General features: G+C 70.4%; 16 protein-coding genes. 9 read left to right on the top strand and 7 right to left on the bottom strand.

Annotated features, from left to right (window positions below; all coding sequences use genetic code 11):
• Positions 1-210 precede the first annotated feature (210 nt).
• The 8 genes from ADL15_RS08260 (at position 211) to ADL15_RS08225 (ending at position 12,132) form a co-directional block, all read left to right on the top strand.
• On the top strand, positions 211-1,281 hold the full coding sequence (locus ADL15_RS08260) for a Gfo/Idh/MocA family protein (RefSeq protein ID WP_067686519.1): 1,071 nt from the start codon (positions 211-213) through the stop codon (positions 1,279-1,281).
• On the top strand, positions 1,278-2,243 hold the full coding sequence (locus ADL15_RS08255) for an NAD-dependent epimerase/dehydratase family protein (protein WP_067686516.1): 966 nt from the start codon (positions 1,278-1,280) through the stop codon (positions 2,241-2,243). Before ADL15_RS08260 ends, ADL15_RS08255 begins: the two co-directional genes overlap by 4 nt.
• Positions 2,225-3,364 carry a DegT/DnrJ/EryC1/StrS family aminotransferase gene (locus ADL15_RS08250; protein ID WP_232343958.1) on the top strand — a complete coding sequence of 380 codons (1,140 nt, stop codon included), beginning with the start codon at positions 2,225-2,227 and terminating at the stop codon, positions 3,362-3,364. Before ADL15_RS08255 ends, ADL15_RS08250 begins: the two co-directional genes overlap by 19 nt.
• Positions 3,361-4,011, top strand: coding sequence for an acetyltransferase (locus ADL15_RS08245; protein ID WP_067686513.1), 651 nt, complete (start codon positions 3,361-3,363; stop codon positions 4,009-4,011). The genes ADL15_RS08250 and ADL15_RS08245 overlap by 4 nt, the downstream gene beginning before the upstream one ends.
• A complete protein-coding gene (locus ADL15_RS08240; protein WP_067686510.1) occupies positions 4,008-5,105 on the top strand; it encodes a DegT/DnrJ/EryC1/StrS family aminotransferase in 1,098 nt (365 codons plus the stop codon). Before ADL15_RS08245 ends, ADL15_RS08240 begins: the two co-directional genes overlap by 4 nt.
• A 292-nt stretch (positions 5,106-5,397) precedes the next feature.
• Positions 5,398-9,783: a DUF4082 domain-containing protein gene (locus tag ADL15_RS08235; protein ID WP_157441237.1), complete on the top strand. Its 4,386-nt coding sequence runs from the start codon at positions 5,398-5,400 to the stop codon at positions 9,781-9,783.
• 85 nt (positions 9,784-9,868) lie between these two features.
• A complete protein-coding gene (locus ADL15_RS08230; protein WP_083971006.1) occupies positions 9,869-11,113 on the top strand; it encodes an MFS transporter in 1,245 nt (414 codons plus the stop codon).
• Positions 11,113-12,132 (top strand): TolB family protein, encoded by a 1,020-nt coding sequence (locus tag ADL15_RS08225; RefSeq protein WP_067686507.1) that lies wholly within the window; start codon positions 11,113-11,115, stop codon positions 12,130-12,132. The genes ADL15_RS08230 and ADL15_RS08225 overlap by 1 nt, the downstream gene beginning before the upstream one ends.
• 277 nt (positions 12,133-12,409) lie before the next feature.
• Here ADL15_RS08225 and ADL15_RS08220 read toward each other — a convergent pair whose 3' ends face one another.
• From ADL15_RS08220 to ADL15_RS08190, 7 genes are read right to left on the bottom strand one after another with little or no spacing between them, the layout of a single operon-like run.
• Positions 12,410-13,504: a glycosyltransferase family 2 protein gene (locus ADL15_RS08220; protein ID WP_083971005.1), complete on the bottom strand. Its 1,095-nt coding sequence runs from the start codon at positions 13,502-13,504 to the stop codon at positions 12,410-12,412.
• Complete coding sequence (locus tag ADL15_RS08215) at positions 13,501-15,033, bottom strand: lipopolysaccharide biosynthesis protein (RefSeq protein WP_157441236.1); 1,533 nt, start codon at positions 15,031-15,033, stop codon at positions 13,501-13,503. The genes ADL15_RS08220 and ADL15_RS08215 overlap by 4 nt, the downstream gene beginning before the upstream one ends.
• Positions 15,030-16,106 carry a glycosyltransferase family 2 protein gene (locus ADL15_RS08210; protein ID WP_067686499.1) on the bottom strand — a complete coding sequence of 359 codons (1,077 nt, stop codon included), beginning with the start codon at positions 16,104-16,106 and terminating at the stop codon, positions 15,030-15,032. The genes ADL15_RS08215 and ADL15_RS08210 overlap by 4 nt, the downstream gene beginning before the upstream one ends.
• A gap of 6 nt (positions 16,107-16,112) precedes the next feature.
• Positions 16,113-16,406, bottom strand: a complete 294-nt coding sequence (locus ADL15_RS08205) for an acyl carrier protein (protein WP_198170631.1) — start codon at positions 16,404-16,406, stop codon at positions 16,113-16,115.
• Complete coding sequence (locus ADL15_RS08200; RefSeq protein ID WP_067686496.1) at positions 16,403-17,629, bottom strand: pyridoxal-dependent decarboxylase, exosortase A system-associated; 1,227 nt, start codon at positions 17,627-17,629, stop codon at positions 16,403-16,405. The genes ADL15_RS08205 and ADL15_RS08200 overlap by 4 nt, the downstream gene beginning before the upstream one ends.
• Entirely contained in the window at positions 17,626-19,191 is a 1,566-nt protein-coding gene (locus ADL15_RS08195) for an acyl-CoA ligase (AMP-forming), exosortase A system-associated (RefSeq protein WP_067686493.1), read from the bottom strand. Before ADL15_RS08195 ends, ADL15_RS08200 begins: the two co-directional genes overlap by 4 nt.
• Before the next feature lie 46 nt (positions 19,192-19,237).
• On the bottom strand, positions 19,238-20,098 hold the full coding sequence (locus tag ADL15_RS08190; protein WP_083971004.1) for a hypothetical protein: 861 nt from the start codon (positions 20,096-20,098) through the stop codon (positions 19,238-19,240).
• A gap of 650 nt (positions 20,099-20,748) precedes the next feature.
• On the opposite strand from ADL15_RS08190, the gene ADL15_RS08185 reads away from it, so the two are divergent.
• A complete protein-coding gene (locus ADL15_RS08185; protein ID WP_067686490.1) occupies positions 20,749-21,792 on the top strand; it encodes a hypothetical protein in 1,044 nt (347 codons plus the stop codon).
• Positions 21,793-21,853 lie beyond the last annotated feature (61 nt).

The raw sequence follows: 21,853 nt of genomic DNA, 5'->3' as shown, positions 1-21,853 counted from the left end.
CGAAGTGACCACTCGTCGGCCCGAACCTTGACCGTCAGGGGGACCGGAGCGTCCGAACGGATCGCGTTGCCCTTCGCCTCCGCCGGAAATCTGTCTGTGATCTAGCGGTCTTCCTAAGGGGATCGATAGCTTCCCAGGGGTTTGTGAAGCCGAGCTCGCTTCACACACTGCTGAACGCCCGCTCACCCGCACAGAAGAAACGGAAGTCTGTTGACTCCCTCGCCGAACGCGTCCGAGCCGATCGGGATCGCCGTCATCGGGGCCGGCTACTGGGGCCCCAACCTCGTCCGCAACTTCCAGGGCAGCCCGCAGTTCCGGCTGCGGTGGCTCTGCGACCTCGACGTCGAACGGGCCAAGAAGGTCCTCGGCGGTTACTCGACCGTGCAGGTCACGGCCGACCTGGAGGAGGTGCTCGCCGACCCGGAGGTCCAGGCCGTCGCGATCGCCACCCCGGCCGGCACCCATCTGAAGGTGGCGCTCGCAGCGCTGCGGGCCGGCAAGCACGTGCTCGTCGAGAAGCCCCTGGCGGCCACCTACGAGGAGGGCCGCCAGCTGGTCGAGGAGGCCGACGCCCGCGGCCTGACCCTGATGTGCGACCACACCTACTGCTACACCCCGGCCGTGCTGCGGGTCCGGGAGCTGCTGCACTCCGGGGAACTCGGCGAATTGCTGTTCCTCGATTCCGTACGCATCAATCTCGGTCTGGTGCAGCGCGACATCGACGTGCTCTGGGACCTCGCGCCGCACGATCTCTCGATCCTCGATTTTGTGCTGCCCGAGGGGGTCACGCCGGTGGCCGTCGCGGCGCACGGCGCGGACGGGATCGGCGCCGGGCGGGCCTGCGTGGCCTATCTCACTCTGCAGCTGAGCAACGGCGCGATCGCGCACATCCACGTGAACTGGCTGTCCCCGGTCAAGATCCGCACGGCCATCTTCGGTGGGTCGAAACGGACACTGGTCTGGGACGATCTGAACCCCAGCCAGCGGCTGGCCGTCTACGACCGCGGTGTCGACGTCTCGTCACCGGAGGAGCTCGGCGACGAGCAGCGCCGGGACGCGATGATCTCCTACCGGTCCGGTGACATGGTCGCGCCGGCCCTGGCCGAGCGTGAGGCCCTGCGCACCATGGTCGACGAATATGCTCGGGCGATCACCACCAAGACGCCCGCCCTCACCGACGGCCGCTCCGGCCTGCGCGTGCTGGAACTGCTGCAGACCGCCTCGCGGAGCCTGGCCGAGGGCGGCACGATGATCAAGCTCAACGAAGGGCACATGGCGTGACGGCTGTATCGATCGAGGGCACTCGCGCCCTGGTCACCGGCGGTGCCGGCACCATCGGCTCGCACGTGGTCGACGAACTCATCCGCGGCGGCGCCGCCGAGATCGTCATCCTGGACAACTTCGTCCGTGGCCGCCGGGAGAACCTGGCCTGGGCGCTGGAGAACGGCCCGGTCACGCTGGTCGAGGGCGACATCCGCGACCGCGACCTGGTGCGCGAGGTGACGGCCGGCAAGGACCTGGTGTTCCACCTGGCCGCGATCCGCATCACGCAGTGCGCCGAGGAGCCCCGGCTGGCCAACGAGGTGCTTGTCGACGGCACGTTCAACGTGATCGAGGCGGCCGCCGAGGCGGGCGTCAAGAAGCTGATCGCGTCGTCGTCGGCGTCGGTCTACGGCCTGGCCGAGGAATTCCCGACCACCGAGCGTCACCACTCGTACAACAACGACACGTTCTACGGCGCGGCCAAGGCGTTCAACGAGGCCACCCTGCGCAGCTTCAAGGCGATGAAGGACCTGGACTACGTCGCCCTGCGGTACTTCAACGTGTACGGCCCGCGGATGGACATCTTCGGCCTCTACACCGAGGTGCTGATCCGCTGGATGGAGCGCATCGAGTCGGGCACTCCCCCGCTGATCCTCGGCGACGGCCTGCAGACCATGGACTTCGTGCACGTGGCGGACATCGCCCGCGCCAACATCCTGGCCGCCACCGCCGACGTGACCGACGACGTCTTCAACATCGCCAGCGGCGAGGAGACCAGCCTCAAGGAGCTGGCCGCGGCGCTCAGCGCGGCGATGAAGTCGGACCTGGTCCCGGAGCACGGCCCGGCCCGCGGCGTCAACGGCGTGACCCGCCGTCTCGCCGAGACCGGCTACGCGGCCGAGAAGATCGGCTTCCGCGCCGAGATCGGCCTGCACGAGGGCCTCGAGGGCCTCGTCGACTGGTGGCGGTCGTCCAAGTGATCCCGGTGATGATCCCCATGCTCGGGGAGGAAGAGGCCCAGGCGGCCGCGGACGCGGTCCGCTCCGGCTGGGTCGCACAGGGCCCGCGGGTCGCCCAGTTCGAGAAGGAGTTCGCGGCCGCGGTCGGCGCCGGTCACGGTGTCGCGGTCAGCTCCTGCACGACCGGGCTGCACCTGGCCCTGGTGGTCAACGACATCAAGCCCGGCGACGAGGTGATCGTGCCGTCGCTGTCGTTCATCGCCACCGCCAACGCGGTCCGCTACGTCGGCGCCACCCCGATCTTCGCCGACGTCGACCTGGCCACCGGCAACCTCACGGTGGAGACCGTCGACGCGGTCCGTACCGAGCGGACCCGGGCGGTCATCGCGGTGCACCAGGGCGGCGTGCCGTTCGACACCGTGGCGCTGCGCAAGGCCGCGGAGGGCTGGGGCCTCGCGCTGGTCGAGGACGCCGCGTGTGCGGCGGGTTCCACGGCGTACGGGCAGCCGGCCGGCACCGGGGCGGCGATCGCGGCGTGGTCGTTCCACCCGCGCAAGCTGATCACCACCGGTGAGGGCGGCATGGTGACCGTGGACGACCCGGAGCTGGCGGTCCGGCTGCGCCGGCTGCGCGAGCACGGGATGAACGTCTCGGCCGCCGACCGGCACGCCAGCAAGCAGCCGGTGCTCGAGGCGTACCTGGAGACCGCCTACAACTACCGGATGACCGACATCCAGGCCGCCGTCGGGCTGGTGCAGCTCACCCGGCTGGCCGGTCTGGTCGAGCAGCGCCGGGCGTTCGCCGCGCGGTACCAGGAGCTGCTCGCGGACATCGACGGCCTGGTGCCGGTCCGCGACCCGGCCTACGGGCAGAGCAACTTCCAGTCGTTCTGGGTGCTGCTCGACGGTTTCCGGGTGAGCCGCGACGAGGTGCTCACCGAGCTGGCCGCCAAGGGCGTGTCGGCGCGGCGCGGCATCATGGCCGCGCACCTGGAGCCGGCGTACGCGGACGTGACCCCGGCCGCGCTGCCGGTCACCGAGCGGATCACCCAGGAGTCGCTGATCCTGCCGCTGCACCACAAGCTGACCGAGGACGATCAGGACCACATCGTCGGCGTCCTGCGGGAGCTGGCCGGCCGGTGAAGGAACTCGTCATCGTCGGAGCGGGCGGTTTCGCCCGGGAGACGGCCTCCGCGGCCGTCGCGGCGGGGTGGCAGGTGCGGGGGTTCGTCGACGACGACCCCGCCCTGCACGGCACCGTACGGTCCGGGTGGCCGATCCTGGGCCCGGTCGACAGCGTGCTCGAGATGACCACCCCGGTCGTGGTGTGCGTGGGCAATCCCACCAACTACACCACCCGGCGGCGGATCGTCGACCGGCTCGGCCTGCCCGAGCAGCGGTACGCCACGGTCGTCCACCCGAGTGCCGTGGTCGGTGCCCGCTGCGTGGTCGGCCGGGGCAGCGTGCTGCTGGCCGGCACGGTGCTGACCGCCGACGTCACGGTCGGGGCGCACGTCGCGGTCATGCCGCAGGTGGTGCTCACCCACGACGACCTGATCGGCGACTACGCCACGATCACCTCCGGCGTACGCGTCGGCGGCAGTGTGGTGCTGGAGACCGGCGCCTACGTGGGCGCCGGGGCATTGATCCGCGAGGGCGTGACCGTCGGCGCCTGGTCACAGATCGGCATGGGCTCCGTCGTGCTGCGCGACGTGCCGCCCGACGAGGTCTGGGTGGGCAGCCCGGCCCGTTTCCTGCGCAGCGCCAAGCTTGAGGAGTTGACGTCATGACCCGGATCCCGCTCGTCGACCTGGCCGCCGCCCACGCGGAGGTGGCCGAGGAGGTCGAGGCCGGTTTCAAGCGCATCATCGCGGAGACCGCCTTCATCGGCGGGCCCGAGGTGGCCGCGTTCGAGAAGGAGTACGCCGAGTTCTCCGGTGTCGAGCACTGCATCGGGGTCGCGAACGGCACCGACGCGCTCGAGCTGGCGTTCCGCGCCGTCGGCGTGGGGCCGGGCACCGAGGTGATCCTGCCGGCCAACACGTTCATCGCGACGGCCGAGGCGGTGGCCCGGACCGGCGCCAAGGTCGTACTGGTGGATTGTGACCCTCGCACCTACCTGATCGACGTCGACGCCGCGCTCGCGGCAGTCACGCCGGCCACCAAGGCGATCGCGCCGGTCCACCTGTACGGCCAGCTCGCCCCGGTCGAGCAGCTGCGCGCCGGTCTGGCCGGCCGCGACGACATCGTGATCGTCGAGGACGCCGCCCAGTCGCAGGGCGCCACCCGGCACGGCATCGGCTCCGGTGTCCACGGCATCGCCGCCACCAGCTTCTACCCGGGCAAGAACCTCGGCGCGTACGGCGACGCCGGCGCCGTCACCACCGCCTCGGCGGACTGGGCGACCACGGTGCGGACCCTGGGCAGCCACGGCGGCCTGCGCAAGTACCACCACGACCTGGTCGGGGTGAACAGCCGGCTGGACGGGCTGCAGGCGGTCGTGCTGCGGGCCAAGCTGGCCCGGCTGGCCGGCTGGAACGACCGTCGCCGGGCCGCCGCGGCCCGGTACGCCGAGCTGCTCGCCGGCTTCGACGACGTGGTGCTGCCGGCCACCCTCGACGGCAACGAGCACGTGTGGCACATCTTCTGCATCCGGGTTCCCCGGCGCGACGAGGTGCTCGCGTCGTTGAACGCGGCCGGCGTCGGCGCGGCGATCCACTACCCGATCCCGGTCCACAAGACCGGCGCCTTCGCGTCGCTCGGCGGCTCCTTCCCGAATGCTGAGAAGGTGGCGCCGGAGATCCTGTCGCTTCCGATCTATCCGCAGATCACTGCGGACCAGCAGGAAGCGGTCGTGCAAGCGCTTTCCGTCGCGCTGCGCTGATCATGAATCGAATATGACAAATTAATTTGGGAACGATTGCCGACGCTGTCGGTCGGAATGTCCACCGGACATTTCCGACTGCACAGCGTCGCTGCATGTTTGCCCTGCGCAATGGGGTGATGGCCGACTGGCCGAAATGATGAAATCGCCTCCGTCGGTCGGTGATCCACAGCCTTTTCCAGCCGATGGACAGGACGGGCCCGTTTCGTTACCGTCGCCGTCAAAGTCGAAGATGATCTCGCTGCCCTGTACCCCGGGCACATCACTCTTGGCGGAGAGGCTGCTGCACCAGATGGAAACGCCACCAGGCCGCGATCGACGAGCTTTCCCGGCCCTGCCCAGGATCACCTTCCGCAATCGCACGATCCGGACCGGGCAGGTCCTCGCCTCCGTCGCCACCTTGCTCGCCGCGGTCCTCGTCGGATCGCTGTACCACTCGTCCGCCGCGGTGGCCAGCTGCCAGCCCAACTCGATCGTCTGTGAGAACGGCCTGCCGGGCAGCCCGGCCAGCGAGTGGGACATCTACAAGTCCGGTGACTCGACGGTGCAGGGCTTCGCCACCGACATGAGCGTGAACGTCGGCGAGACGATCAACTTCAAGATCCGCGCCGAGCACGCGTACACGATCGACATCTACCGGCTCGGCTACTACGACAACGCCGGCGCCCGGAAGATCCAGTCACTGGACGGCACGTTCCCGGCGCAGAACCAGGACGTCAACTGCATCAGCAACGAGACCACGCTGATCTACGACTGCGGCACCTGGGGCGTCTCGGCCAACTGGGCGGTCCCGTCGAGCGCGGTCTCCGGCGTCTACTTCGCCCTGCTCAAGCGAACCGACACCGGCGGCGCCAGCCACGTCACGTTCGTGGTGCGCAACGACGCCAGCCACTCCGACGTCATCTTCAAGACCTCGGACGCCACCTGGCAGGCCTACAACCTGTACGGCGACGCGAACTTCTACAACGACGGCCCGAACGGCCGCGCGCGCAAGCTGAGCTACAACCGCCCGTTCGCGACCCGGTCGCACGAGAGCGGCCGCGACTTCCTGTTCAGCAACGAGTACCCGATGATCCGCTTCCTGGAGAAGAACGGGTACGACCTGACCTACACCACCGACGTGGACTCCGACCGTCGTGGCAGCCTGCTGAAGAACCACAAGACGTTCCTCTCCGTCGGCCACGACGAGTACTGGTCCGGCCCGCAGCGCGCCAACGTCGAGGCGGCCCGGGACGCCGGCACCAACCTCGCGTTCTTCAGCGGCAACGAGGTCTACTGGCGGACCCGCTGGGAGCCCAGCCAGGACGGCAGCAACACCGACTACCGCACCCTGGTCTGTTACAAGGAGACCTGGGACGACTCGCAGACCGACCCGACCGGTCAGTGGACCGGCACGTACCGGGACCCGCGATTCACTCCGCCGGCCACCGGTGGCGCCCAGCCGGAGAACGCGCTGACCGGCACGATCTTCATGGCGAACCACGACGACCTGGCCCTGGCCGTCCCGGCCGCGCAGGGCAAGAACCGGTTCTGGAACAACACCCAGGCCGCGACCCAGGGCGACGGCGACACCCTGACCCTGGCCCCGCACACCGTCGGGTACGAGTCCGACGAGGACCTCGACAACGGCTTCCGCCCGGCCGGCCTCATCCGGTTGTCCACCACTATCGGCGAGACCCCGCAGTACCTGCAGGATTTCGGCTACCAGGTTGCGGCGGGCACCACCGAGCACCACATGACGCTGTACCGGGCGTCCAGCGGCGCGCTGGTCTTCGGCGCCGGCACCATCCAGTACGCCTGGGCGCTGGACACCGAGCACGACAGTGAATGGGCCATCGAGCCGGTCGACAAGCGCCTGCAGCAGGCCACCGTCAACCTGCTGGCCGACATGGACGCGCAGCCGGCCACCCTGATGAGCGGGCTGTCCGCGGCCGCCAAGTCGACCGACACGGTCGGCCCGACCACCACCATCACCACGCCGGACGCCGACACGTCGGTGGACAACGGCGCCGTGATCACCGTGAAGGGCACCGCGGCCGACAACGGCGGCGGCGTGGTCGGCGGCGTCGAGGTCTCCCTCGACAACGGCGGCACCTGGCACCCGGCGACCGGCACCACGAGCTGGTCGTACAAGGGGGTCGTGGTCGGCAGTGGCACGGCGACCGTCAAGGTGCGTGCCACCGACGACACCGCCAACATCGGTGCGGTCGCCGACCGGACCATCGCGCTGACCGGCTCCACCACGCTGTTCGGCAACGTCACGCCGGAACACCCGTCCAGCGGCGACAACGACCCGGTCGAGGTCGGCGTGAAGGTCATCCCGAAGGCCGACGGCCGGATCCGGGGTGTCCGCTTCTACAAGGGCGCCGGCAACACCGGCACGCACAAGGGCAGTCTGTGGACCGCCGGCGGCACGCAGATCGCCACCGGCACGTTCGAGGACGAGACCGCGTCCGGCTGGCAGACGCTGCTCTTCGACGACCCGGTGCCGGTGGACGCCGACACCACGTACGTGGCCTCCTACAGCGCGCCGAACGGCAACTACGCCGGCGAGTCCTGGGCGTTCATCTACCGCGGGCACACCGCGCTGCCGCTCGTCGCGCCGGGCAGCCACGAGGCGGAGGGCAACGGCGTCTTCGGCACCGTCGGTCACTTCCCGACGAGGACCTACAACGCCACCAACTACTACGTCGACGTGCTCTTCGACGAGGGCGCGGCCAACCCGGCCACGGTCACCGAGATCTCGCCGCAGGCCGACGCCGAGTACGTGGCGACCTCCTCGCTGATCACGGCCACCTTCAGCAAGACGGTCGACCCGGACAAGGTGAAGTTCACCGTCAAGAACGGCACCACCACGATCGCCGGCGCGGTCAGCTACGACGCGGCCGCCAAGAAGGCGACGTTCACGCCGACGGCCACGCTGCCGGCCGGCCAGGAGATCACCGTCTCGGTGACCGCGACCGACACCACCGGCATCAAGATGACCTCGGCACGCGCCTGGAAGTTCACCACCAGCCCCGGTTCGGGCACGGTGAGCACCCTGTTCGCCAACGGCGACGCCCCGGCCACGGTGGCCACCGACGACGCACAGCCGGTCAGCCTCGGGGTGAAGTTCTCCGCGTCGGCCAACGGCTCGGTGGTCGGTGTCCGGTTCTACAAGGGACCGGGCAACACCGGCACGCACACCGGCAGCCTGTACCTGGCCACCGGTGGCGCGCCGATCGCCACGGCCACGTTCGCCGACGAGACCGCGACCGGCTGGCAGTACGTGTACTTCGCCACCCCGGTGCCGGTCACGGCCGGGACCACGTACGTCGCCTCGTACTACGCGCCGTTCGGCGACTACGCGGTCACCAGCCAGTACTTCAGCAGCGATCACGTGAACGCGCCGCTGACCGGGCCGGCCGGGGACAACGGGGTCTACGCGTACGGCTCGGACACGTTCCCGAGCGGCTCGTACAAGAGCACCAACTACTGGGTGGACCCGCTCTTCGTGGCCGCCGGTGGTGGCACCACGCCCACCGACCCGACCCCGAGCCCGTCCACGTCGACGCCGCCGAGCGGTGACGTCACCACCCTGCTCGGCGACACCGCGACCCCGGTGAACGCCGCCTGGGACGACCCGAACAAGGTCGAGCTCGGCATGACGTTCACCTCGGACGTGGCCGGTCAGGTCAAGGGTGTGCGCTTCTACAAGGGCAGCGGCAACACCGGCACGCACACCGGCAGCCTCTGGCCGGCCGGTGGCGGCGCGGCGCTGGCCAGTGGGACGTTCGGCACCGAGAGCGCATCCGGCTGGCAGACCCTGGTCTTCGACCAGCCGGTGTCGATCAACGCCAACACCCCGTACGTGGTCTCCTACCTGGCGCCGAACGGGCACTACGCGGTGACGCCGAACGGGCTGGCCACGGCGTTGACGAACGCTCCGCTGAAGTCGGTCGCCAACGGTGGCCGGTACCAGTACGGCGGGGGCTTCCCGGGCAACGCGGCGGCCGGGAACTACTGGGTGGACGTGCTGTTCACCGCCGGGACCGCGAGCACCACGCCCGCCGCCCCGGCCACCACACCCACCACCAGCGCCCCGGCGACGACGACCGCGCCCACCACGGCACCGACGACCATGGCACCGTCGCCGTCAGCGAGCGCTTCACCGAGCGCGAGCACGAGCGCCACCGCCAGCCCGTCGGCGAGCGCGAGCTCAACCACGGACAAGACGGTCCTCGGGGACACGTCGATCCCGGCCAACACCAGCTGGGACGACCCGAACGCCATCGAACTGGGGATGAAGTTCGTCTCCACCGTCGACGGCAAGGTCACCGGCGTGCGGTTCTTCAAGGGCGCCGGCAACACCGGTGAGCACACCGGCAGCCTCTGGGCGGCCACCGGCGGCACCACGCCGCTGGCCACCGGCACGTTCGCCGACGAGACGGCCTCCGGCTGGCAGACGCTGCGGTTCACCCACCCGGTGTCGATCACGGCGGGCACCCAGTACGTGGTCTCGTACTACGCCCCCAAGGGCAACTACGCGGTGACCGCGAACGGCCTGTCCGCCGAGATCGCCAACCCGCCGCTGAAGTCGGTCGCCGGTGGCGGCCTCTACCAGTACGGCGGCGGCTTCCCGGCCAGTGCCGCGAACGGCAACTACTGGGTGGACGTCTTGTTCACCCCGGGCGGCTAAAAGGTAAGGCGGAACGGACCACGTGCCCCCGGCCACGCATCGGTAGCGTGTCCGGGGGCACGCGCGAAAGGCAGGAACACCACACATGTACGTCTCGCTGCGGGATCGACCCGGCTCTGACAAGGAACCGGAGTCCGGCAGCGCCGTCCGGCGGGTCTCCTCGACCGTCATCCTGCTCGGCGTGGTCAGCATGCTCACCGACATCTCGTCGGAGAGCGTCTCGTCGATCCTGCCGCTCTACCTGACCGCCGTGGTCGGGCTCAGCCCGGTCGCCTACGGCTTCCTGGACGGCATGTACCAGGGCGTCAGCGCGCTGGTCCGGCTGGCCGGCGGGTACGCGGCCGACCGGCACGGCCAGCCCAAGTGGGTCGCGGTGCTCGGTTACGGCGCCTCCGCGCTCAGCCGGATCGCGCTGCTGCCCGCGGCCGGGTTCGCCGCGATCACCGCGGTGGTCACCGGCGACCGGCTCGGCAAGGGCCTGCGCACCGCGCCGCGGGACGCTCTGATCGCCGAGTCCACCGACCCGAAGATGCTCGGCCGGGCGTTCGGCGTGCACCGCACGCTGGACACCATCGGCGCCGCGATCGGGCCGCTCGTCGCGTTCGCCCTGCTGGCCGCGGTCCCCGGCGACTACGATTCGATCTTCGTGGTGTCGTTCGCGTTCGCCGTCGTCGGTGTCGCCGTACTCGTGCTGTTCGTACCGAATCTGCGGACCGCCGCGGCGAAGGCGCGCGTCGGGTTCCGCGTGGTGTTGCGTGAGGTCGGCGGCCGCAAGCTGCGCAAACCGCTGATCGCCGCGGCGGTGCTCGGCCTGCTGACCGTCGGCGACGGTTTCCTCTACCTGGCCCTGCAGGAGCGCGACGACTTCGCCGCCACCTACTTCCCGCTGCTCTACGTCGGCACCAACGTCGCCTACCTCGCCCTGGCCGTGCCGCTGGGCCGGCTCGCCGACCGGGTCGGCCGGGCCAAGGTCCTCGTGGCCGGGCACGGCGCGCTGCTGCTGAGCTACCTGCTCGCCGCGCTGCCGGCCGGCGGGCTCGGCCTGACCCTGACCACCCTGATGCTGCTCGGCGTCTTCTACGCGGCCACCGACGGCGTGCTGCCGGCCCTGATCAGCCGCCTGGTGTCCGAGGAGACCCGGGGCAGCGGGATCGCCGCCGCGCAGACCGTGGTGGCGCTGGCCCGGTTCGCGTCGTCGCTGCTGTTCGGCGTCTACTGGAGCCTGCGGGGCCCCAGCCAGTCGCTGCTGGTCTTCGGCGCGCTGCTGGCCCTCGCGGTGCCGGCCGCGGGCTGGCTGCTGCGTGGCATCGACCGGGCCCAGGTGGCCTGATGAACGTCAAGCAGCGCGGCATCGCGCTCGGCGTGATCCTGGTGCTCAGTGCGACCGGCGCCGCCGGGTACGTCTGGAAGTCCCACCAGGACCAGGCCCGCACGGTCGCCGAGGCGCCCGCCGTCGCGGCCGGCGGCGACCTGTCCGCGCTGCGCGCCCAGCCGCACCTGGTGTTCCGCAGCACCGCGCTCGGTGACGGCTACGGCCAGATCGCGGTGGTCCCGCTGACCGCGGCGGGTGGCCCGCGGGCGTTCACCGGCGTGGCCTGCGAGCGGGTCTACGCCACCGGCGCCGACACCATCTGCCTGGCGGCGAACCGGGGGCTGGTCACCACGTACAAGTCCCAGCTGCTCGACACGTCCTGGAAGCCGGTCCGCGACCTGCCGCTGACCGGGCTGCCCAGCCGCGCCCGGCTCTCCCGCGACGGCTCGCTGATCGCCACCACCACGTTCGTCTTCGGCGACTCCTACGCCAACCCCGGCCAGTTCTCCACCCGCACCATCGTGACCCGTACCGACGGCAAGGTGGTCGGCGACATCGAGAAGTTCACGCTCCGCGCCGACGGCAAGGTGATCACCGCCTCGGACAAGAACCTGTGGGGCGTCACGTTCGCCGACGACGACGCGTTCTATGCCACCGCGTCCTCCGGCGGCAAGACCTGGCTGGTCAAGGGCAGCCTCAAAGCCCGGACGGTCACCTCGGTGCACGGCGACGTCGAATGCCCGTCGCTCTCCCCCGACGGCACCCGGATCGCCTTCAAGAAACACGGCGACCTCCCGGCCGGCAAGTGGCGCCTGTCCGTTTACGATCTCCGCACCGGCACGGTCACCGAACTCGCCGAAACCCGCAGCATCGACGACCAGGCCGAGTGGCTCGACGACAAGACGGTCGTCTACGGCTTGCCCCGCGAGGGCGCCGGCTCCGCCTCCAGCGACGTCTGGCAGGTCCCGGCCGACGGCTCCGGCCAACCCCAGCTGCTGGTCCAGGACGCCTGGTCCCCCGCGGTCGTCCGCGGATAACCCCCATTTGGTACGACTACGGAGCGCCCGCCCGCAGGCTACGAGCCAAGTCCCGCCCGTGAGGCCCGCGCGACACCGCCCCCACTCCCGACCCCAGCGCGCCTCCCTGCAGTCGGCTGGGCCTCAGGGGTGTCTCAGCGGCGCTGAGACACCCCTGGGCGCCGGCCGGGGTCTGGGGGCGCGCTGCGGTCTGGGGTGGCTGCGGTGTGGCGCGGGACCGGGCTGGAGCGTGGCTTGTAGCCTGCGGCGGGCGCTCCACGGTCGTACCATATGGGGTTTAAACGCCCTTGCGTTCCCAGCGGCGGCGGTTGATGTCGTTGCGGACTCGCCAGCGGACCGCGTTGGCGAAGAAGAGCGGGACGTACGGCGAGGCCTTGGCGCCGATGCGCTGGCGGCGGAGCAGGCCGCGCCAGTGCGGGAGTTCCTTGGCGCGGGGGTAGGTCTCCAGGGCGAACGCGATGTACTCGTCGATCGGCTCGTCGCCGGTCAGGCCGCGGTCGAAGGCGTGGCAGGCCGCGTCCAGGGCTTCGACGGCGAGGGAGCGGCGGGCGGTCTCGTGCAGTTCGGCGCCGCGGGGCAGCCGGCCGCCCGGGCCCTCGAAGAGGACGTCGAAGGCGACGCGGCGTTCGCGCAGGTCGAGCAGGCGGCCGGAGCCGGCGTTGACGCTCAGGCTGGCGCTGTGTTCGCGGTGCAGGGCCTGGTCGGGGCCGTTGATCCGGCCGACGTCGGCGACTGCGGCGGCCCGCATCCAGGCCTCCATGTCGCAGGCGTAGCGCATCCGGGTGTCCCACGGGCCCATCTCGGCATAGACGCTGGCCCGCACGATGGCTTCCGGGGTGGTGATGCAGTTGACGCCGAGCCGGCAGCGTTCGGCGATCCAGTCCTCGCCGGACCAGATCGACCACGACTCGACGTCCGTGCGGGGTTCCGGCGGCGTCTCGGACTCGAAGTGCAGCGGGTGGCCGTAGACCAGGCCGACCTCGGGGAACCTGTCGAACAGGGCCACCGCGCGCTGGAACGAGCCGGTGGTGATCAGGTCGTCGGCGTCGAGCCGCACCACGAACTCGCCGGTCGCCACGGCCAGGCCGTCGTTGAACGCGACGCACGGGCCGTGGTTGGTCGAGTTGCGGACCAGCTTGACCCGGGGGTCGGCGGCGGCCATCTTCGCGGCCACCTCGGCGGTGTCGTCGGTCGAGAAGTCGTCGACCACGATCACCTCGGTCTCGACACCCTGCTGGGCGAGCACGCTGCCGACGCTCTGCGGCAGGAAGTGGCCGTAGTTGTAGGTCGGGATGACCACCGAGATCAGCGCGCCCCGGGCGGGCGTGGGCTCGGGCGTGGCGACCCGGGCGCGTTCGGTCAGCCGGCTCACAGCAGTTCCTCTTCTTTCTTCAATTCGCTCAGCGCGATCACCTGCGTGTCGGCCTCGGACAGGGGCTGGCGGCCGTAGAGCGCCTTGAGCTCCTTGACCAGACGCAGCAGCCAGCGGCCGAGCACCAGCAGGTACACCGCGAGCAGCGCGAGCAGCCCGACGACCAGCTTGGCCAGGGCGCTGTCCACCGTCTCGGCGGCGAAGTGCGCGGCCACCCCGGACGCGATCGCCGCGAGCAGCGGCAGCACGACCGGACGGACCAGCGGCTCCAGCGGCAGCCCGGCCGACCGGACCAGCACCACCAGATAGATCGGGGTGACCACCAGCAGCGACACCGCGACCTGGGCCACGCCGGCGCCGATGCCGTCACCCCACATCACGCCGAGGATCATCACGGGGGTGAGCACGGCCAGCCACACCAGTTGCAGGTGGAACAGCCGGTTCGTCTTCTCCAGCGCGACCAGCACGTCGGAGAAGAGCGAGATGATCACGCGGATCGAGCCGAAGATCGCCAGTACGCCGAGGATGGTCGCGGCCGGCGCCCACCGGTCCCCGTAGACCAGCGTGACCAGCGGGTGCGCGAGCACCACGCAGGCCGTGGTGACCGGGAACGACGCCGCGCACAGTGCCGACAGCGCGGCCGACACGTGCCGGGTGATCTCGGTGATGCCGCCCTTGACCCGGGCCAGCGCCGGGAGCGTGACGCTGTAGAGGATCACCGTGAACACGTTCGGCGGCCAGCTCGACACCGTGAACGCCAGGTTGTAATAGCCCAGCTGGGTGGCGCCGGCGATCCGGCCGATCACCATGAAGTCGACGTTGGCCAGGGTGAAGCCGGCGATGTTCGCGCCGGCCAGCGGCATGCCGAAGCGCAGCAGGCGCTTGGCCTCCCGCTTGTCGAACCCGGGCCGGTAGTTCTTGGTCGAGACGATGAAGATCAGCACCGCCGAGGCGACCTGACCGGCGACCCGCGACCAGGCCAGCGCCATCACGCCGCCACCGTTGATCGCCAGGATCAGCAGCAGGCCGTTGGCGACCACGAAGCTGCTCACGTCGGTGATCATCTTGCGGCCCTGCTGGAAGTCCCGGGCCATCAGCGCGGCCGGCACCGCGGTCGGGCCGGCCAGCAGCAGCGGGATGGCCAGCACCCGCACCGCGTCGGCCGCCGCCGGAGCGCCCAGCGCACTGGAGATCCAGGGCGCGCTGAGGAACATCAGGACCGCCAGCGCACTGCTGCTGACGATCGCGATGGTGGCCACCGTGGGCCCGATCCGATCCGCGTTGTCGATCTCCCGGACCAGCGCGGTGCTGACCCCGAACTCGCTGAAGCTGATCACGATCTGGTAGACGGTGAGCGCCACCACGAACACGCCGAACTCGTCCGGCGCGACCAGCCGGGCGATGACGATGCTGATCGCGAGCTGGCCGAGGCGCAGCAGCGCGGTGTTGGCGGCGCTCCAGAACGCCGCCTTCGCCAGCATCTTGCCGAGGCCACCGGTGGTGGAGCCGGTGGCGGTCTCGGCGCTCACAGGCCGTACCGGCGCCACCGGCGCCAGCGCACCTTGCCCTGCAGGTCGTCGAGGACCGCGGCCACGTGGTGCAGCGGCGCGCGACCCCGGCCGTTCTTGTGCCGGTCGATGCGCTTGGCGGTGGCCCGCCACAGCGCGGTGTCCTTGACCGAGCTGTCCGTCTCGGCGGCGAAGTCCATGAACTCCTTGGCCTGGGCGAACATCTTCTCGTCACCCCGGTCGTACGCCCGGCACGCCAGCACCAGCGCGTCCTTGGCCAGCACCCGCCGCACGGCCGGCTCCAGCCGGTCCGGGTCGGGCAGGTGATCGCGGTGGTCGGCGAAGAGCACGTCGAACGCCTGACGACGCCCGGCCATGTCGGTGTAGACGCCGGCGTACTGCTCGATGTGCATGTTGTTGCCGTGCACGCGGTAGTACGCCTGGTCGGTGCCGTTGACCCGGCCGACCGACCCGCGGGTGGCCGCGGCCATCCACAGGTAGAAATCGGCGGTGGCCGGCAGCCGGGCCTCGTACCCGCCGAGCTCGCGGTAGACCGAGGTGCGCATGACGACCTCGGGGCACATCACCACGTTGTGGCCGCGGCGGGTCAGCTCGGCCAGCCACTCCTCGCCGGACCACACCGACCAGGACCGTACGTCGGTCTTCGGCGGCGGCGGCTGCTCGTTGAAGTCCGGGCAGAAGCCGTAGACGAAACCGACCTCCGGGTGCGCCTCGAGCAGGGCACAGGCCCGGCCCAGCGCGCCCGGCGCCAGCAGGTCGTCGGCGGAGAGCAGCACCACGTAGTCACCGGTCGCGGCGTCCAGACCGGTGTTGTACGTCGCGATGTGCCGCTTGTTGACCTCGTTCGCGATCACCCGGATCCGGCTGTCGTCGGCGGCGAGCTTGTAGGCCACCTCGACGCTGCCGTCCGGTGACTTGTCGTCGACGATGATGATCTCGAGGTCGACCTGGTCACCCTGGGACTGCACGCTCGCGACGCACTGCGGCAGGAAGTGACCGTAGTTGTAACAGGGGATCACCACCGAGACCGTGGGCCGGGTGGTCAACGGACGAGGGGCGGTACGCACGCTCATGGAGGATCAGGACTGCTTCTCGTCGACCAGCGCGGCGAGGGTGCCGAGGGTCTCGAAGGCGTCGGCGGTCACGTCGTCGTCGTCGATGGTGATGCCGAACTTCTCCTCGAGCGCGGCGACCAGCTCGAGCACGGCCATCGAGTCCAGCTCGGGCAGGCTGCCCAGCAGCTCGGTGCCGGCGCCGATGCTCGCGGCGCGGTCCTCGATGCCCAGCACGGAGACCAGCACGGCCTTGGTGTCCTCGATCGTCGTACCGGTCAGTTCCATGCTCTTGCCTCCGGAGGCGGTGGGGTGGTTCACAGGAGCACCTCGGCGGGCGCCGGGTGGCTGAGGAATGCGGTGGGGCTGGCGGTCAGGCCGTACGCGCCGGCCTGGTAGATCACGATGAGGTCGCCGACCGACGCCTCGGGCAGCGTCACGTTGTCGCCGAGCAGGTCCAGCGGGGTGCACAGCGAGCCGACCACGGTGACCGGCTCGACCGGCTCGGCGGCGACCCGGTTGGCCACCGCGATCGGGTAGTTGCGCCGGATCACCTGGCCGAAGTTGCCGGACGCGGCGAGCTGGTGGTGCATGCCGCCGTCGACGACCAGGTAGGTCTTGCCGCGCGACACCTTGCGGTCGACGACCCGGGTCACGTAGACGCCGGCCTCGCCGACCAGGTAACGACCGAGTTCGATCACCACCTGCGCGTCCGGCAGCCGGGGCGCGATCTCGTCGCTGATCAGCGTGTCCAGGTTCGCGCCGATCGCGGCCAGGTCCAGCGGCACGTCACGGTCGGTGTAGGGGATACCGAAACCCCCGCCGAGGTTCAGATAGCGGACCGCTTCCGGCGCGTCTTCGGCAAGACGCAAGAGCAGTTCCACGGTACGACGTTGAGCCTCGCAGATGATGTCCGCGCGCAGGTTCTGCGACCCGGCGAACACGTGGAAGCCCAGCACCTCGAGGTCGGTGCCGGCCAGGTCCTTCAACAGTCCCGGCACCAGCTCCGCGTCGACGCCGAACTGCTGGGGGCCACCGCCCATCCGCATGCCGGAGCCCTTGACCGCGAAGTCCGGGTTGACGCGTACGGCGACGCGGGGGCGGATGCCCAGCGACTCACCGGCGCGCGCCAGCCGGGCGGCCTCGTTCGCCGACTCCAGCTCGACGGTGACGCCGGCGGCGACCGCCTGGCGCAGCTCGGCGTCGGTCTTGCCGGGCCCGGCGAAGCTCACCTTGCTCGCCGGCATCGGGGTGTCCAGCGCGACCCGCATCTCCAGCGCCGAGGCCACGTCGAGCGCGTCGACCAGGCCGCTGAGCTGCTGCACCACGGCGGGCATCGGGTTGGCCTTGATGGCGTACTTGAGCTGCAGCGCGGCCGGCAGGGTGGCGCGCAGCAGAGCGACCCGCTCGGTGATCAGCGCCCGGTCGTAGGCGAAGAACGGCGTGCTGCCGATCCGCTCGGCGAGCCGGCCGACCGGTACGCCACCGACGGCGAGCTGGCCGTCGATCTGCGCGAAGGCGGCGGCGGAGGGGTGCTGGGTCACGCGTTCAGCTCCTGACGTAGCAGGTTGCGGTCGAACTTGCCGTTCGGCGACCGGGGCAGTTCCGGGCGCACGATGACGTCCTTCGGCAGCATGTAGAGCGGGAGCTCCTTCTTCAGCAGCGCCTTGACCGCGGCCGGGTCCAGCTCGTCGGCGCCGGCCGGGCTGACGATCAGCACGATCCGCTGGCCGAGCTGCGGGTCGGGCACGCCCAGGGCGACCGCGTCGCGGATCAGGCCGGTGCCGTACGCGACCTCTTCCACCTCGGTCGGGCTGACCCGGTACCCGGACGTCTTGATCATCTCGTCGGCGCGGCCGACGAAGTAGAGGAAGCCCTCCTCGTCGCGCTTGACCGAGTCGCCGGAGAAGACCGCCAGCTCGGTGAGCAGCGCGCCACCGGCGACACCGGGCAGCGGCTTGAAGCGCTCCGCGGTGCGCGCCGGGTCGTTCCAGTAGCCCATCGCGACCAGGGCGCCGCGGTGCACCAGCTCGCCCTCCTCACCCGGGTCGCACTCGGTGCCGTCCGGGCGCAGCACCAGGATCTCGGCGTTCGGGATCGCCTTGCCGATCGAGTCGGGGCGGCGGTCGACCTCGGCCGGGTCGAGGTAGGTGGAGCGGAACGCCTCGGTGAGGCCGTACATCAGGAACGGCTTCGCGGCCGGGAAGATCGCCCGCAGGCTGTCCAGGGTGGTCTTCGGCATCCGGCCGCCGGTGTTGGCGAAGAACCGCAGCTGCCCGCCGGACTCCGCCGTCCAGCTCTGCTCGACCAGCTGGATCCACAGCGGCGGCACACAGGTCAGGCCGGTCACCTGGTGTTTGGCGCAGAGCCGCACCACGTCGCGAGGCAGCAGGTAGTTGGTCAGCACCACGTGCGCGCCGACCGCGAACGTCGTGGTGAGCTGGCTGAACCCGGCATCGAAGCTGAGCGGCAGCACCGAGAGGATCACGTCGTCCGCGGTCATCCGCAGGTACGAGCTGACGCTCTCCGCGCCGACCAGCACGTTGCGGTGCGAGAGCACCACGCCCTTGGGCTTGCCGGTGCTGCCGGAGGTGTAGAGGATCGCCGCCATGTCGACGTCGATCGCCGGGCTGGCCGGCAGCTCGCCGGTGGCCAGGTCCTCCCAGGCGGTCACGGTGTACGCGCCGCTCGCCGGCGCCTCGGCCGTGGCCCCGCCGACCAGCACCACCGAGCGCAGCGACGGGATCCGGTCGAGTTCCTCGCGCAGCGTCTCAAGGCGGTCGGCGCTGGTGACCAGGACCCGTACGTCGCAGTCGGCCAGGATGTAGCCGACCTGCTTGGCCCGCAGGATCGGGTTGACCGGCACGAACACGCCACCGGCCGCCGAGGCGCCGAAGATCGCGGTGACCGTCTCGATCCGCTTGTCCAGGTAGACCGCGACGCGCTCGCCGCGGGCCAGGCCGAGCCCGTGCAGGCCGGCGCCGGCGGCCCGCACGTCGTCCCACAGCTGTGCGTAGGTCCGGGTGTCGTCGCGGAAGGTCAGCGCCGGGGCGTCGCCTGAGCGGCCGGCCGCGTCGGCCAGCAGGCCGTGCAGTTGCATGCGCATTTCGGGCATACCTTTTCTGGTGAGGGTGGAAACAGCGCGGCCGGTGTCACCAGCTCAGGCAGGTCAGCTCGCTGTAGAGATAGTCGATGTCGCGGTCCTGGAGGTCGGCGCTGCGGAACATCTTGCGGCGCGGGGCGGCCAGCATCCGGGACAGCGGTGGTCGGTGCCCGATCACGCGCGGCTCGGCCAGCATCGCCGGGATCCCGTGCCGCAGCAGCAGGTGGCTCTGGAAGCGGCGCAGCATCGCGCGGAACAGCTCCGGGTCGCTGACGTGCAGGATCGACGCGAAGAACGGCAGGCCCTTGCGCCGGTCGGTGCGGAAGACCACGTAGCAGTACCTCCCGCCGCGGGTGAGCACCACGTGCCGCGCCGCGGCGGTGCCCGCGTGGTCCCGGTAGATCTGCAGGTCCGCGCCGGTCAGGGTGTTCTCCAGCACGGCCGGATCGGCGCTCACCCGCGCGCCCAGCGGCAGCGCCGGCCAGGGCAGGTTCGGTGTGACCGAGGTGGCGGTGTCCAGGAACGTGAAGCCGAGCCGGGTGTTCATCGGCACCACGGTGCCGCTCGGCGAGAGGTCGGTGAACTCGTACCCCGGCTGGCCGAGCAGCGCCTTGAGCAGCTTGAGGCTGTGGAACCGCTGCTCCGGCAGCACGCACCAGGCGCCGAGGTTGCAGAACTTGCGCACCTGGCCGCCGACGGTGCGCTCGGAGTAGAACGCCAGGTATGCGCCGACCACCCGGCCGTCGTCGTCGCGCAGCAGGAAGCCGTGGTTCGGCGCGGAGACCTTCCACGGCACCTGGACGGCACGTTCCCAGGCCTGCGCCGGGACGCGGGAGTTGAGGTGCTCGTGCAGGAAGCGGGCGACTGCGGGGATCTCGGCCGCGGTGATCGGGGCCAACTTCGCGGCCATCAGGCTTCCCGACGAATGAAGCCGATGTGGACGGTCAACGAGAACTCCCCTGATTTTTCCCTGGTTACCGGACCGGAAAACCGACGTCTGCACGCGCGCCGCTGCGGGTGATGTCCCCGGCCCGGGCTGACCTTAGCGCCCCGCCGGCGCGGGCTGCCGCCACCGGACCGAATATTGCCACAGGCTCCGACCCACGCCGGTCCGGACCGCCACCCGCTCGGGCCGTCCGGTGCGCCGGTCCCGTGCGAACAGACGCTTGACAATGACCGCACCGACTTCCCCCACTCCGCCGGTTCCCGCCAGGCGACGATATCCCGCGTCGCGGAACGGCCGGCATCCAAGTGGCGGATAGGCGTCAGACGCGGATTGAACCGGTGTGACAGCCGACACGACGATCGCCGTGAATCGCCGAGTACCTCGCGAGATGTCGCTTTCAGCTCTTTCGGCCGAGGGCCCACAGGCTCTTGACGTACGTATATTGTGCGATGCGGTCGGCAACGTACCGCGCGCGCATACGGCGGAGCCGGATTTATGAGGAGTCTTACCGCATGAAGCACCGTCGCAATTTATTCGGCGAAAATCCATCTCGCCGCGTCGTCGGCGGTTATCTGCTGCTCGCGATTGTCGTTCTGGGGTCCGCCGGATTCGCGGTGAATTCCTACTTCGGCGACAAGGGCACGCCCACCAGCCTCGACGCGCGGGACACCGCGGCACTGGCCCCCTCGGCGCAGCAGCCGCTGGGCGCCGGAGCGTCCGCGTCGGTGCTCCCGTCGGCGTCCGCGTCAGTGCCGCTGTCCCCCTCGGCCTCGGTGTCGGCGCCGGCCAGCTCGGCGACGCCCAAGGCCACCACGAAGAAGAGCACCACCAGCGCCGGCTCCGGCGGCCGCTGCGGCCTGCCGAAGTACCCGACGAAGGCCTGCACCGGCGTACCGTCCGGCTGGAAGCCGAAGACCACCGTCGGCGACCTGACCATCACCAAGTCCGGCACGGTCATCTCGGACTACCTGGTCACCGGCAGCATCGCGGTGAAGGCCGCGAACGTGCAGATCCGCCGCACCCGGGTCTACGGCACGATCGACAACTACATCTCCGACAAGGTCTACGGCGGCCTGCTGATCGCCGACACCGAGGTGGTCAACCCGCCCGGCCAGGAGTTCTCCGACAACAGCCAGTACGCGTTCGGCGTGGCCAACTACACCTGCCTGCGCTGCAAGGTGGTCAACCGGATGGAGGGCTGGCGGGTCGGCGCCGAGGGCGTCACCGGCTCCGGCACGGTCACCATCAAGGACTCGTTCGCCCAGCTGGCGATCCCGCCGGGCCTCTGCCAGACCGGTGACCCGCACGGCGACGGCATCCAGAGCTACGGCGGCCCGACCGTGAACATCGTGCACAACACGATCGACCAGCGGCTCGACGACTGCCCGACCGCGCCGATCTTCATCCCGGACCAGGGCAACGCGGGCGGCACCGTCGAGGACAACCTGCTGGCCGGCGGCGGCTACAGCATGCGCCTGACCGGTGGTTCGTTCCCGGTGGTCACCGGCAACAAGGTCGTCGAGAACACCCCCGGGTACGGCCCGGCCGAGGTCGACTGCAGCAAGGTCGGCGACTGGGGTGACAACGCGATGGTGACCTTCAACTTCGACACCGGCGCCATCATCAAGGAGAAGAAGAAGATCGGCGACTGCGGCTGATCCCGGCACGACGAAAGCGGCCCGGTAAAGGTGGGAGTTCCACCTTTACCGGGCCGCTTTC

Origin of the sequence: Actinoplanes awajinensis subsp. mycoplanecinus (assembly GCF_001509495.1) — a bacterium.
Classification (GTDB): domain Bacteria; phylum Actinomycetota; class Actinomycetes; order Mycobacteriales; family Micromonosporaceae; genus Actinoplanes; species Actinoplanes palleronii.
The sequence above is the reverse complement of the archived record's forward strand: the minus strand, read 5'-3'. Positions and strand labels throughout refer to the sequence as shown.